The 12,407-nt window shown below is 36.9% G+C and carries 15 protein-coding genes; 5 read left to right on the top strand and 10 right to left on the bottom strand.

What is annotated here, in order from left to right; all coding sequences use genetic code 11:
* Positions 1-162: 162 nt before the first annotated feature.
* The 4 genes from F4694_RS10620 to F4694_RS10605 all read right to left on the bottom strand — a co-directional run bounded on the left by F4694_RS10620 (position 163) and on the right by F4694_RS10605 (position 3,691).
* Positions 163-684 (bottom strand): PepSY domain-containing protein, encoded by a 522-nt coding sequence (locus F4694_RS10620; RefSeq protein WP_179597626.1) that lies wholly within the window; start codon positions 682-684, stop codon positions 163-165.
* Positions 685-811: 127 nt separating this feature from the next.
* The gene (locus F4694_RS10615; protein ID WP_179597624.1) at positions 812-1,552 is read right to left on the bottom strand and encodes a PepSY domain-containing protein; all 741 of its coding nucleotides are present in this window, start codon (positions 1,550-1,552) and stop codon (positions 812-814) included.
* A gap of 67 nt (positions 1,553-1,619) precedes the next feature.
* Positions 1,620-2,981 (bottom strand): sensor histidine kinase, encoded by a 1,362-nt coding sequence (locus tag F4694_RS10610; protein WP_179597622.1) that lies wholly within the window; start codon positions 2,979-2,981, stop codon positions 1,620-1,622.
* Positions 2,978-3,691: a response regulator transcription factor gene (locus F4694_RS10605; RefSeq protein ID WP_179597620.1), complete on the bottom strand. Its 714-nt coding sequence runs from the start codon at positions 3,689-3,691 to the stop codon at positions 2,978-2,980. Before F4694_RS10605 ends, F4694_RS10610 begins: the two co-directional genes overlap by 4 nt.
* 177 nt (positions 3,692-3,868) lie before the next feature.
* Between F4694_RS10605 and F4694_RS10600 the strand changes: the two genes are divergently transcribed.
* Positions 3,869-4,783, top strand: a complete 915-nt coding sequence (locus F4694_RS10600) for an ABC transporter ATP-binding protein (protein WP_179597618.1) — start codon at positions 3,869-3,871, stop codon at positions 4,781-4,783.
* Entirely contained in the window at positions 4,776-5,618 is an 843-nt protein-coding gene (locus tag F4694_RS10595; RefSeq protein ID WP_179597616.1) for an ABC transporter permease subunit, read from the top strand. The genes F4694_RS10600 and F4694_RS10595 overlap by 8 nt, the downstream gene beginning before the upstream one ends.
* A gap of 110 nt (positions 5,619-5,728) precedes the next feature.
* Here the strand turns inward: F4694_RS10595 and F4694_RS10590 are convergent, their stop codons facing one another.
* Genes F4694_RS10590 through F4694_RS10570 form a run of 5 tightly spaced genes read right to left on the bottom strand, consistent with a single transcriptional unit; the run spans position 5,729 to position 10,217 of the window.
* Positions 5,729-6,415: a response regulator transcription factor gene (locus tag F4694_RS10590; RefSeq protein WP_179597613.1), complete on the bottom strand. Its 687-nt coding sequence runs from the start codon at positions 6,413-6,415 to the stop codon at positions 5,729-5,731.
* Positions 6,412-7,884, bottom strand: coding sequence for a sensor histidine kinase (locus tag F4694_RS10585; RefSeq protein WP_179597611.1), 1,473 nt, complete (start codon positions 7,882-7,884; stop codon positions 6,412-6,414). The genes F4694_RS10590 and F4694_RS10585 overlap by 4 nt, the downstream gene beginning before the upstream one ends.
* 17 nt (positions 7,885-7,901) lie before the next feature.
* Complete coding sequence (locus tag F4694_RS10580; protein WP_179597609.1) at positions 7,902-8,639, bottom strand: ABC transporter permease; 738 nt, start codon at positions 8,637-8,639, stop codon at positions 7,902-7,904.
* Positions 8,636-9,352, bottom strand: a complete 717-nt coding sequence (locus tag F4694_RS10575; RefSeq protein ID WP_257029196.1) for an ABC transporter ATP-binding protein — start codon at positions 9,350-9,352, stop codon at positions 8,636-8,638. The genes F4694_RS10580 and F4694_RS10575 overlap by 4 nt, the downstream gene beginning before the upstream one ends.
* Before the next feature lie 19 nt (positions 9,353-9,371).
* On the bottom strand, positions 9,372-10,217 hold the full coding sequence (locus F4694_RS10570) for a hypothetical protein (RefSeq protein ID WP_179597604.1): 846 nt from the start codon (positions 10,215-10,217) through the stop codon (positions 9,372-9,374).
* Between the two features lie 192 nt (positions 10,218-10,409).
* On the opposite strand from F4694_RS10570, the gene F4694_RS10565 reads away from it, so the two are divergent.
* The 3 genes from F4694_RS10565 (at position 10,410) to pabA (ending at position 11,751) form a co-directional block, all read left to right on the top strand.
* Entirely contained in the window at positions 10,410-10,553 is a 144-nt protein-coding gene (locus F4694_RS10565; RefSeq protein ID WP_179597602.1) for a hypothetical protein, read from the top strand.
* A 279-nt stretch (positions 10,554-10,832) separates the two neighbouring features.
* Entirely contained in the window at positions 10,833-11,027 is a 195-nt protein-coding gene (locus tag F4694_RS10560; protein ID WP_063251478.1) for an IDEAL domain-containing protein, read from the top strand.
* A 139-nt stretch (positions 11,028-11,166) separates the two neighbouring features.
* The gene (pabA, locus tag F4694_RS10555; RefSeq protein WP_179597600.1) at positions 11,167-11,751 is read left to right on the top strand and encodes an aminodeoxychorismate/anthranilate synthase component II; all 585 of its coding nucleotides are present in this window, start codon (positions 11,167-11,169) and stop codon (positions 11,749-11,751) included.
* 49 nt (positions 11,752-11,800) lie between these two features.
* On the opposite strand, the gene F4694_RS10550 is transcribed toward pabA, so the two are convergent.
* A complete protein-coding gene (locus F4694_RS10550) occupies positions 11,801-12,382 on the bottom strand; it encodes a hypothetical protein (protein WP_179597598.1) in 582 nt (193 codons plus the stop codon).
* Between the last annotated feature and the right edge of the window lie 25 nt (positions 12,383-12,407).

Here is a 12,407-nt window from a genome sequence, read left to right as displayed (position 1 = left end):
AATAGTATTCTTTTTAGCCATAATTCGGATAGTGTAAACAGGTATAATGATGTAATTAACATATTATATATAAATTTTTTGGTTATTATTACTAATAGGTGTAAATTACATATATATGGACAAAAAAGAACAATCGACTTAACGATTGTCCTCTACTGATAATTATCCATCAATCCCGCTGTCATCAGTGCCTTTGCTCTTGTCATCATTTCGATCATCCCTGCTATCATCATCAAACTCTACTCGTGTTATATTTCCTGTTTCAGCATCTACACGAACGTCAGCTTCACCTTGATCCGACTGGATCTCAAATTTATATTCGAGTCTGCCATGTTCCATTTCTTTTTCAACCTCGGTAATAGTTCCGTTTACCTCATTGGTAGCAATTTTTGCTGCTTCTTCAACAGATAAAGCCGATGTGTTCGTTTGAGAAGCTGTTGAATTACTACTGTCATCATCGGATTCTATCTTGTAAAATGTTTGACCGTGCTCTGTTTCCAGCTCAATTTCCTGACCTTCTTTGATTTCAGGCAAGCTTTGTGTACCAAGATTTATTACTGAGGATTTGTCATCTAGATTAATGGAATCATCTGGACGAGAATCATTCTTTGAAGCACCTACTGCAAAAGCTCCACCCAAAACGAGTATCGATGACACTACACCTATTAAAACTTTATTTTTCATTATTATTTCCTCCTTTTTTTATTACCTTTCTACAATTTCAGTATATCCACCGAATATGAGAGTAAAAGGATAGAAACATTAGAATTTCATGAGAAAAGCTTGTTTTATGAAAACTCATTTTTATTGACTAATCATCGTCATCGTCATTTTTATCACTATTATGTTCATCCCAAGATACGATTACGTCTCCTGTGATGGCATGTATCTGTACAGTTGCTTCACGGTCATCACTTGTGTCAATTTTGACAAGGTAAAAGGTTTGGTCCCCCTGTGTATCTAGCCAAACATCATCTACCTCACCCTGGACCTGAGAAATGGCTATAGTAACTGCCTCCTTTTCAGTTAATGTTTTAGGAGGTTGATTGATTTCAGAAGATGATGTTGACAGGATAGCACCTGAAGAGGCGTCCACAAAAATCGTTGTTTGTTTGTCAGCTTCTCTCACAATTGCTTTATAGGAAGGTTGTTGATTAGTCTCAACTTTCTCAAAAGAAACAAGCGATCCTTTTATTGCATTGAGTACAATTTGTTTTAGTTCTTCTTCTGGCAGCTCTATTATAGAAGGAGAATTGGGAGTTGGTACTGTCAATTTTGTACTTTCATTAAAAGATAATATTTTTCCACTTCTCGCATCAAGCTTGATGGAGTAAAGTTTATTCTGTTTTAGTAGTTCTATTTGATATCGCTGATCAGCTAGCTTTAGCAATGTCACCTCTCCTTGATAACGATCATGAACAAGTTTCTGAGCTTCCTGTTCTGTTAACATGTCAGCAGAGGGAGACAGTTTTCCAAATTGCTGCCAGCTCACCAAAACAATTACGATAATGATAGAACACATGGTTACCCAAAACCAAGAAAATTTTTTCACTTTTTTTCACCACCTTAGTACCATTTATTTTCTTACATAAACATGAGAAAGTGATGAGAAATTGCTATTATTTTTCGATTTTTTTACTCAGAATCGTGACGATAGTTCCTGAACCAAGCACACTATCTAGTTGTATGATAACACCGATTGCATCGGCAATTTCTTTTGCAAGTGACAACCCAAGGCCAGAACCTCCCTGTTTTCTGCTTCTTGCTTTATCCACCCGATAGAACCTGTCGAACACCTTAGGGAGGGCAATTTCAGGAATACCAATTCCATGATCAATTATTTTAATGTAGACTTCATCGTGGTCATGGCCAAGTTGTACCGAAATCGTTCCATCACTATATTTCCTAGCATTGTCTAAAAAAATAAACAGCAGCTGCTTGAGCTTTTTTTCATCGGTTTCAATGAATAGGGGAGTATCATTTTCCTGGATAAATTTAATATCACGATGATAAGCATTTTTAAATGCTTTGATTGTTTGGGTTATTAAATGGCTAATGTTTAACTGGTTAAGCACAATATTCCATTGTTCATGGTGCCTAGCTAACATTAACAGCTGTTCAGTCATTTCTTTCATACGGATTGCCTCTGAGTGAATAGCTTCAATTGATTCAGAGAATAACTTTGGCTCCTTTAAACCTCTTCTTTTTAAAAGACTTGCGTAACTTTCGATGATGGTTAAAGGGGTTTTAAGTTCATGCGATGCATTGGAGACAAATTGTTTCTGTTTTTCAAAGTTGACTTCTAACAAATCAATCATATGGTTAAAAGTTTGCCCCATTTGAAAGAGTTCGTCCTTCGAGCTGCCCTCAAGCTTTAGTCGCTTAAAAGCTCCGCTTTGCCTTATATCTTTCATCGTTCTTATCATAGAGGTTACGGGCTTTGTAATTAGATTGCTTAGAATCCGGCTGGAAATTAATACAGGAATCAACGCCAGCAGAGTGACCATAATTAACACAAGGCGAAGGGTAGATAAATTATTGGTTGCAGTTTCCATACTCTTGGTTATCTGCAGATTGGCAATGCTTCCGTCTTGCAATAGGATTGGCATAGATTCAAAGCTAAATAGCCGGTCCTGGTATTCAAGAGTTTCACTAACTTCATTACTATAAAATACTGATTTCCTCTTACTTAAGTCATGTGCACCTGGGCTGGTATACGGAGAGGAGTCATTTTGGTCCTTTGTAACAATTTGAATCATCCCGTTTATAGGCACGTAAGATCTTAAAAGAGTATCTTCAGATATCGTTCCTAATGATTTTCCAAGATTCATAGAAATATTTTTCATTTCATCATGCGCAGTACTAAGTTCGCTGTTGAGGACTAATTTGCTGAATGAATAATAAACAGTGATATTTATGATGAGGAGCAATAACGCAAATAAAAAAGCAGTATAAAGGTTAATTTTATTTCTCAGTTTCATTTTAAATCCTTCATCACATAACCAACGCCGCGAACCGTATGAATTAACGAGGGCAGATGTGGTAGGTCAATTTTTTTTCTAACATAACGAATATAAACGTCTACAACATTTGTATCTCCGAAAAAGTCATATCCCCATACAGCCTCTAAAATTTGGTCCCTGCTCAATACCTGTCGTTTATTCACCATTAGATATACGAGTAAGTCATATTCCCTTGGCGTCAAATCAATGGACTCCCCATCACCTCGAATAACTTCTCTAGATTTTTGATTTATTGATAAATCGGCAAATCGCAGCAGGTTATCGTTTTCATCCTCAGGTTGTGCTTCTTCAGTGCGTTTGATTCTTAAGGCAGCACGTATTCTTGCTAACAGCTCTTCAATTTGAAAGGGCTTTGTTATATAATCATTGGCACCCAAGTCAAGTCCGGATACTTTGTCTTCAACAGAGCTTTTTGCTGTTAATAGGATGACCGGAGTATGAAAATCATTTTTTCTAATTCTCCGAAGAAGTTCAATCCCGCTTAATCCTGGCAGCATGACATCTAATAAAATTAAATCCCAACTGCCAGTCCGATAGGCTTCGAGTGCTTCAAGCCCGTCGATTACTTTCGTTACTTTGTATCCCTCATATTCCAGTTCAAGCTCTAATACTCTTGCAATTTTTTCTTCATCTTCAACTACCAGAATACTTCCTTTTTTTGTTGACATAATGAATTCTCCTCATCTCTTATTTCTACATTCTATTCGGCAACACAAATACAAAAACCTTTCGAACATATGGTCATTCATATTTTAAAGAGACTATCAAAAAAATATAAAATTATTGTGAACGATTACCCATCTTTAATCGTTATAAAGATGGATGATGGTTATGGGGGGAGAAATTTGACTAATATTATTGAGGTAGATAAAGTCTGCAAGCAGTATAATCAACGTGAAATATTAAAGGATGTTTCTTTTACAATAAAGAAAGGAAGTATCAACGGTCTGCTTGGTCCAAACGGGGCAGGAAAGACAACGATTATTCGTTTATTAAACGGAGTAATTGAAGCAACTACTGGGACAATGAAGGTTATGGGTTTTGATCCAAAATTACAAGGCGATGAAATTAGAAAAAGGGTTGGAATTGTTACAGAAAGTGCAAGTCTTTATCATGATATGTCGGCATGGGATAATCTTGTCTTTTTTTCAAAAATATATGGCCATGCGGATACGAAGAGAATAATACATTTACTTGACCAGTTCGATATGCTGCGCTTTAAGGATCAATTAGTTGGGAGCTTTTCTACCGGCATGAAGAAAAGAATTGCACTGGCGAAAGCTTTACTGCATAATCCAATTCTGCTTTTTCTTGATGAACCGACGAATGGGTTAGACCCTGAAGGTATTAATGAAGTTATCCATTATTTGCGTAAGGTGAATCAAGAAGAGGGGGTAACGATTTTAATATGCTCTCATGTTCTACATCAACTAGAAACCATCTGTGATTCCTATTTGTTTTTAATAGATGGCAAAATAGTAGAAAACGGAACGATGATCCAATTAGAGGACAAATACTTAAAGGAAATTAAGTTATTAGTAGAAACTGGTCTTAAGCCTTTGACTAGCCCAACCTACAAGGGGTGCATATACAGTAGAAAAGGGGAAAATCAATTGGAGTTTTTGCTGTCCACGAAAGAAGAGATTACTCCTTTATTAACCAATATTCTTAAAGAGACATGGGTTCATAATTGCGAGATAACCAACAGAAGCCTCGAGGCGATTTATTTTCATATTAGAGGGGGGAATGTGGGTGAATAAACAGACAATTTTAACCATTGCACGGAAAGATATGAAAGCTACATTTTCATCCAAAAAGGTTTGGGTGCCTATGGTCATCGTGGCATTTCTGATGTGTATTGTCGTGCCATCCTGTATGGCCTACTTTGGAATTCACTTTGATTTAGTAGGAACTTCTTCAGAAGAAATAGAAAAACCGCTAAATTCATATATTGAAAACTTTCCCAATGAGGATATGAGAAATACTCTTATCGCCTTGCCGACCCTTGGGTATAAATTTGTTTATTTTTTCTTAACCTTTATGATGATTCCCTTTTTCTTGATGGTAGCCATTATTAATTCAATGGTTACGTCATCAAATAGTTTTGTAGGGGAAAAGGAAAGAAGCACGTTAGAAACGTTATTGTTTTCACCTATTTCCATCAAGGACTTGTTTCTTGGGAAAGTGTTAGCCTCTTTAATTCCATCATTAGGAATTTCGTTTGCTACATTTATCGGTAGTTTTATTATTGTTAATGTAATTACGTATCCGTATTTTAAGGTAATCTTGTACTTTAACTCTACCTGGATTATTTTAATGTTTTGGGTAATCCCGATTTTAGTCCTATTTAATATCATTTTAAATGTCTTAATTTCAGCCAAGGTCAAAACGTTCCAAGAAGCTCAGCAATTTGGCGGAATACTGGTGCTGCCAATCGTTGGAATCATGATTAGCCAAGCTAGTGGAATGTTCTTCTTAAGCCCATTAACATTATTCTTAATAGGAGCTGTCTTACTGGCAGGCAACCTATTCCTAATAAAACTAGTCACTAAATTCAACAACCGAAACACTCTATTCCAAAGCCAAATACACTAACACCAAAAGACAGTGTCCACCTGGGGTGGACACTGTCTTTTGGTGGTGCCTGTCACCAAGGTGACACCTAAAAGGTGTTCACAAATGTAGCACCTAAAGGTGTCACAAAGTTAATGAAAACGATAGCCCGATCCCCAAACAGTTTCTATGTATTCAGGGTTGGAGGGGTCGTGTTCGATTTTTTCTCTTATTTTGCGTATATGGACGGTGACGGTGGAGACGTCACCGTTACTGTCGTAGCCCCAGATTCTTTCAAATAGATGGTCTTTGCTAAAGACCTGGTCTGGGTTTAATGCCAGAAAGGTGAGAACATCGAATTCCTTTGTTGTTAAGGTGATTTCTTTGTTATTAACAAAGACACGGCGTGAAGATCGATCTACGAATAAACCACGGATGTAAATCCCTTGTGATTCTGTAGTTGGTTGCATTGACAATCTCTCATATCTGGATAAATGTGCCTTCACTCTAGCAACCATTTCATTCGGACTGAAGGGCTTAACTAAATAATCATCGGCACCTAGTCCAAGACCTCTAATCTTATCAATCTCTTCTTTTTTTGCCGTAACCATGATGATGGGGATATCCTTGACACTTCTTATCTTCTTACAGATTTCAAAACCGTCAATGTTTGGCAGCATGACATCAAGCAGAATTAAATCATAATCCTGGGTTAGTGCTTTTTGGAGACCGATATCTCCTGTATGGACCATTTCAGTTTGGAAGCCGTTTATTTCTAAATAATCCTGTTCTAATTCTGCAATGCTTCTTTCATCTTCTATGATTAATATTTTTTTCATAATACTGTCTCCCCGGCGCAGGTATCGTTCGGCAAACAAATGGTAATTTTTGTTCCTACATTTAATGTGCTCTCCAATTTTATCAAACCGTTATGCTCTTCAATAATCATTTTCGCGATGGAAAGTCCTAATCCGCTGCCGCCGGTTAATTTATTTCTGGATTGCTCGGCCCGATAAAACTGATTAAAGATAAAGGGAATTGATTCTTCTGGGATACCTGGTCCGTTATCTGCAATTGAAATCTCTACATTTTTGTCAGTAGAATGCATGGTGATGATTAATTCCTTCTTATCCTTATCCATATACTTCAAGCTATTGTTAATAATATTGGCTAGAACCCTTTTAAACTTTTCCCGGTCTGCTGAAACATAATAATGACCCTGAGGGGCAAATTGGAAGTGTAAATCTACATTCTGTTTCCTAAGATCGAAGCTCAATTCTTCAAAATAATCCGTTAAATAATCTTTGATATCAATTCGTTCAAATTCAAAGGGGATTTTACCTAAATCCAGCTTCGAGAATAAGAATAATTCATCTATTAGATGGTCCATATCCACAGCCTTTGTATAGATGGTTTGGATATATCGGGTTCTCTTTTCCGGTGTGTCTGCTATGCCATCACGGATGCCTTCTATATACCCTTTAATCGAAGTAATCGGTGTTTTTAGATCATGAGAAATATGGGCAATTAATTCCTTGCGGTTATCCTCATATTGTTTTTGAATCTCGTGTGACTGCTTTAATTGAAGCCTCATTTCTTCAAATGCTTGTGTTAATTGGCCAATCTCATCATTCCTCACTGCTGTAATGGAATGCTCGAGGTCTCCAGTCTTTATAAAATGGGCTGCCTTTTTTAATTGATTAATTGGTGTGATAATACTTTTGGATACAAAATAGGCTAATAGTCCATTTGTAGCAATTAAAATTAATAGACATAAACCGAATAAAATAGGAAAAAAGGTTCGAACAAACTGATTCCATGGGCTTGCATCTCTCATTAAAAATAGTGAGACTTCACTGCCATCCTGTAAGTAGAAATCGTGCTGCTTCATGGCAAAAGTCTGTTCACCGATTTCTTCTAAGCTGCGAAAGCTTCTTTCTGTACCAAATACCGGCAACTCCTCTGCGCGTACTTTTTCAAGATCATCTGTCCTGTAGAATATCTCGTCGTTTTTACGAATCATTAATCCAGAATCGATACTACTAAGCCCACTATTCAGTGATTCCAAGTACTCCTTACTTAGTAATTCAATAGGATTTACAGCAGACTTTTCCTTTAGTTCAAGGAAGAATAATGTATCCTCTTGTTTTGTTTTGTGGTAATTGTGACTTTCTGGTAAGAAATTAGCCATTTCACGGATATCGCCGAGAAAAACAATCATTAAAAGAAAAGAGGTAATCATAAACAAAATAATTGGGACGGTAATCATCGCAATATTTGAAAGAATGAGCCGTAGTTTAATAGACATTAAAAAACACCCTTCAGTTAGGCTTCTTTTCTATTAAACATATAATAGCCTATTGAAAAAAACAATGCGAAGGAAGAGCACAAATAAGTGACAGTTTGTATTATCCACCGAAATGACACATCGCTAAGCCACTGCATATACCAATCTAAATAGGTTGATGGAAGTAAGTATAAGGAACCAGGCAGAACATATGGAATAAACATCATGAATAAGTATAGGACAATCATACCAGAAATAGCGAGTACGCTTGAATGAACGAAGAGTGCTAACATAACAGCAAAGGCGGTTAGAACGATAATGGGAAACCAGGACACAATAAAGGCGCCTACACTAGAAGGAATATCAGCTATGTCGAAGGCCTTGTCAAAAACAGCGCTGCTAATCATCACAGCCAACCATTCCAATAAAAGAATAAATAAGCATAAAACACTAATCGCGATAACTTTAGTCAAGAAAAGCTCTATTCGACGGATCGGTCTAACTTGAAATAAAGTTCCGCGTTCACCTTCTCCAGTAAATAAATCTGTAGCAGCGATAAAGATAAATAAAGGGATTAAAATGGTTATAAATAAATCTAACAAGGTGAAATTTATATTTTCTGTAGGTAACGCCACCCAATCTATTAAAAACAAATGATTTACGAGAAGCTTAGTCAGCACAGGGACGAGTATCGTAGAGAGCAGAAAAAGCTTTGTAACCTTTTTCGTCAGCAGCTTTTGTATTTCATTAAAAGTATTTGCTTTGATTGTGTTCATCTGACTGCCACCTCAACCTTTCTGACGTATACATCCTCTAATGGCTCGTTACCTGCTTCATATAATGAAACTTCCCCATTGATGAGAAAACAAAACCGATTACATAATTTTTCTAATTCTGATATATGGTGACTGGAAATTACAAAAGTTACACCGGAATGTTTTGATATTTCCTGTATTGTTTTTCTTAACAAAAGCAAACCATCAATATCTAAGCCATTCGTCGGTTCATCTAAAACGATCAAGCGCGGCTTGGAAATAAGTGCTGAGGCAATCCCAAAACGCTGCTTCATCCCCATAGAAAAGGAGGAAATTTTCTCGTCTTTAAAAGGAGTTAGACCTGTTTGTTGCAATACCATGTCAATATCTGTATCGGTAATGCCAGAATACAAGCGAGAAATCATTTTTAAATTTATATAGGGTGACATTTTTTCATAAGCAACAGCAGGTCCAATTAAAGCCCCTACAGGACCTATCGCTTCCTTATAATTACTTTGAATGTCGATGCCGAATAGCTCCACTTTTCCTCTATCTGGAGAAGTTAGACCGGTCAGGCATTTTAACAAGGTTGTTTTACCGGCTCCATTTGGACCAAGGATCCCTACGATCTCCCCTTGGTATATGGTTAAGTCAATATTCTGTATACCTCTGCCATTTGAGAATTGCTTAGTCATTCCTGTAATAACCACTGCTCTTTCCAAAATTGTCACCATCTATACTAATTAATGATTACTATCTACCATGGTTGAATTCGACTACTTTATCAGCAGGGATTTCAACCGGTGTTACTGTAGTTTGATTGTAGTTAGTTGCATTTAAATTAATAGAAAGAACTAACTCATGTCTGGTATCCTGTTTATCTTTGCCTGTTAAGATTACCTTGATAGTCTGTTGTTCAATGTAATTTTCTTTATTCACCTGTGCAGTAAGTTTGACTTGCTTTATGGTAATTTCGTGATCCAATTCTGGAAGCTTCGTTTTAATGTGAAAGTCTGAGCTTTCCATTTCATTATTGTCTTGAAGCATGACAGCATGTTTAATCATTAACGTACTAAGAGCATTTGCAGATAGAGGAATTTCTTTTCCAGTTAAATCAAGCACAATTACGTGATTGCCGTCTTTCTTTTCTGCGACTGTAATTTGCTGTTGAAGATTTTTTGTCATAACATCGATGAGATTCTCTACATCATCCTTCAATTCAACTGTATTGCTGTGATGAGGATTTTTTGACATATCCATTTTGTAAACTTGATCTAGTCCATCCTTTATTACATACCAATTCCCAGCCTGCTTGTACATGTTCATATTGCTAACTTCTGATTCATTGGCTAAACGAGTAGAGATGGAGTTTAATTGATTGACCGAATCAGATTTAAAAATTGAATGGGATGAAAATATAGACTTTTTGTTGTCCTCAATGTTAAGGTTAAAATCCAACGTTGCGCTCTCAGCCGTATGAGTTTTCTTTAAAGCTTCCTTGTATAGGTCGTAACCAGATGTATTTGCTGAAATCGAATAGACACTGCCCAACATAATCGTTCCACTTATCCCAATAACTGCCAAAAGCTTCTTATTCATAAACATATCCTCCAATCATTATTTTGTTACAATCATAGTCTAATAAGAAGTTATAAAAGCAATCTAAATAATCTATTAAATTTTTCTTAAATTAAGGCAGTTTTCTTTATTTTGGCACTCTGTTGATTGGAACGGAAGGCACGAAGACTCCTCGAAAATGCTATCGCATTTTCTTCGTGAGTGGGCGGATTCGTGGATGTAAAATTCAATGTCCTGCGGGAGGACGGGGCAGGGGGAGACCCCGCAGGCGCAAAGCGTCGAGGAGAAGGAAAAGCGGAAGCGCCTTGTCCAGCCCCGACAAGCGCTGGAGGGCCTGGCGTTGAAGTCGCTCTTTGACTTCATCGTCAGGACCGAAGCGACTCGAGGGGCTAGGCGCTGTAGCTAGACAGGCTCCCCGAACCGCCCTAAGGTGCGCGAAGTGCCTCGTGACAGGCAAAGACCGCCTGTCCCTGCGGTGATTATTCGAAGAAGCTTTCCTTAGTGGAGAGGAAATCAACAGACAAGTAAATGCAGGAAAAGAGTAGGAAAAAATTTCTTTTGAAAATAACAAACAAAGTGTTTGAATTTTTAGATAATTAACAGTATAATTAAAAAAAGCTCAAGGAGTTGATTTCCATGGAAAAGAGATTATTAAATTCACCACAACAAACTGATGAGAACAACGATTCTGTAATTGCTGAGATGTTTTTAAACCACGCCTTGATTGAATTTAGAAGAGAAGTGCTCCGTAAGGAAATCGACCTCTCCCTACAAGAAAGAAATAAAGAAGCATTCCTCAAGTTATCCGAGGAATTAAAGAAAATCTCATAGCAAAAGTTACCTAAAAGACTTAAATCATATTGGAAGCCCTTTTCATAGTAGAAAGGGCTTCTTTTGTATTTGATATTCATGTATGATGAAAAAAGCTGATACTACTATGAATGGTTTGAAGGGAAATAGGTGAGCAAAGATGATTTTCATGGTCGATAATTATGATTCCTTTACCTTTAACTTAGTTCAATACCTAGGGGAGCTGGGGGAGGATTTAGTCGTAAAGCGAAACGACCAAACCAGCTTAAATGAAATTAGAAAGATGGAACCCGAATTCTTAATGATTTCCCCAGGTCCAGGTAATCCTAGTGAGGCTGGAATAAGCCTAGAGGTTATAAAGTCGTTTTCAGGAGTTATCCCCATTTTGGGAGTTTGTCTTGGGCACCAATCTATTGCTCAAGCTTACCAAGGTGATGTTGTTCCTGCTGAGCAATTAATGCATGGTAAAACCTCTGATATATACCATGATGGAAAAACAATATTTAAAGGACTGCCAAATCCATTTCCGGCAACGAGGTATCACTCTTTGATCGTCAAAAGGGAGACGCTGCCACCTTGTTTTGAGATATCCGCGTGGACGGAGAATGGGGAAATTATGGCAATTCGGCATACAGAACTTCCACTCGAAGGTGTTCAGTTTCACCCTGAATCGATCTTAACCTCATGTGGAAAAGAGATACTAAAAAACTTTGTTCATTACTATGGAAAAGTTGAAGCGATTTAGGTACAAAAGAGCAAAGCAAAAAAACGGCGCCATTGTTTATGGCACCGGTCTATTTTTGTTTTTCACCTTTTTTATTGTTCATTAAATAAAATGTTATGGGCTGGTCTGAACCAGTCATTAGATTATAAACATAGGAAGAAGTAATCTTATATCCTTCATCAATTTTTTCTGCAAGGTAATTAGTCCTTTCAAAAAGAATCGATCGAATATGATTTAATTGCCTAGAAATTTTCTCTGTCAATGCTTCTTGTTGGTCCAACCGAGTTAATACCCCTGTTTGAAACTCTTCTTGTTTACTGATCTTTTCGGATAATTGTTTTTGCAGTTCCTCTTGTGTTTTCAATAAATGAATAATTAATTCTTCATATTCAGTATGCTTTTGGTTACTAGTGCTAATTTCATTTAATTGATTTGATATTTTATCCAAATTATTTGCTTGTACCACCTCTTGGTTTCGATATTGGTGTTTCATCTCATTGATAGCGTTTAAGAGTGAAACATTTGCTTGATGCTGCTCTTCTATTACTTCTGAAAGATAATCTCGCCTCACCACCTTTTGGTTTGGTTCAGATATCTTCTTCTTATTTTTATAAACTTTAGGATGTTTGCCATTGTTAATATATAATCCCATTAATTACACCCCTTATATCATGAAT

Source organism: Neobacillus driksii, assembly GCF_013409995.1.
Lineage (GTDB): Bacteria > Bacillota > Bacilli > Bacillales > Cytobacillaceae > Neobacillus > Neobacillus driksii.
The sequence above is the reverse complement of the archived record's forward strand: the minus strand, read 5'-3'. Positions and strand labels throughout refer to the sequence as shown.